Source organism: Nonomuraea sp. NPDC001684 (genome assembly GCF_053596515.1).
Genome location: NZ_JBSFGJ010000903.1, coordinates 1 through 1,158, shown reverse-complemented (window position 1 = coordinate 1,158; position 1,158 = coordinate 1). Strand labels below are relative to the sequence as shown.

Genomic DNA, 1,158 nt, shown 5'->3' with positions numbered 1-1,158 from the left:
TCGTGGGTGATGAACACCATCGTCTTGCCGACCTCGCGGTGGAGCCGGATCACCTCGGTCTGCATGTCCCGCCGGATCAGCGGGTCGAGCGCGCTAGTCCAGGCGTCCGGGACGGTGCCGGTCACCGTGAACCAGCTCGTCGCCCACGGCGCGCCCCACGCCGCGCCGACCGCGATCGGCTCGGTCGGGGCCGCGAGCCCTTCGGCGACGGGAACGGGCTCGCCCGGCGCGGTCCAGACGCGCACGTCCATCGGCACGGACTCGGGATAGACGGCCGGGCGCAGACGTTCGTCCAGCACGCGCTTGAGACGGGCTTCGACCAGTGTGCGGTCGTCATGCATGGAGAGAGACTCCTCGTTCTCGGAACCGGCTCAGCCCTTGATCGCGCCCTCGGCGACGCCGCGGAAGAAGAAGCGCTGCAGCGAGGCGAACAGGAGCACGATGGGCAGGAAGGAGATCATTGTCCCAGCGGCGATGAGACGGGGATTGGCGCTGAACGTGCCGTTGAGGTACTGCAGTCCGACGGTCAGCGTGAAGTTCTTCGGGTCGTTGAGCACGATGAGCGGCCACAGGAAGTCGTCCCAGGCGCCGATGAACGCGAAGATCGTGATCACGCTCAGCATGCCGCGCACGTTCGGCAGCCCGAGCCGGACGAGCCGCTGCCAGGGGGTCGCCCCGTCGATGACCGCCGCCTCGTCCATCTCCTTGGGGATGGCCTGGAAGGCGGTGCGCATCAGCAGCACGTTCAGCATGCCGATCGCGCCGGGCAGCGCCACGCCCAGCAGCGTGTCGGCCAGGCCCATGCCGCGGACGGTGACGTACTGGGAGACGATCGTCACCTCGCCCGGCAGCACGAGCGTGGACAGGAACAGCACCAGGAGCAGCTTGGCGCCCCGGAACTCCAGCCGGGCCAGCGCGAACCCGGCCAGCGTCGCGCCGACCGCGTTGCCGCCCACCACGATGACCGCCACGATCACCGAGTTGAGCGCGTACGTCCACACGGGGATGGTGTCCGCGACGCGCGCGTAGTTCGCCAGCGTCGGCTGGAGCGGGACGAAGCTCGGGGTCTGCGCGAAGACGTCCTCGAACGGGCCCTTCAGCGAGGTGGACAACTGCCACAGGAACGGCAGGATCGTGATCGCCAGGACGAGCAGCAGC

Annotated in this window: 2 protein-coding genes; both read right to left on the bottom strand. The window is 69.0% G+C overall.

The window, feature by feature from the left end; translation table 11 throughout:
* Window positions 1-341: hypothetical protein (locus tag ACWCSD_RS52970; protein WP_449927633.1), on the bottom strand; the 341-nt coding region annotated here is incomplete at its 3' end.
* Window positions 342-371: 30 nt separating this feature from the next.
* A partial coding sequence (locus ACWCSD_RS52965) for a carbohydrate ABC transporter permease (protein WP_449927630.1) occupies window positions 372-1,158 on the bottom strand: 787 nt, incomplete at its 5' end.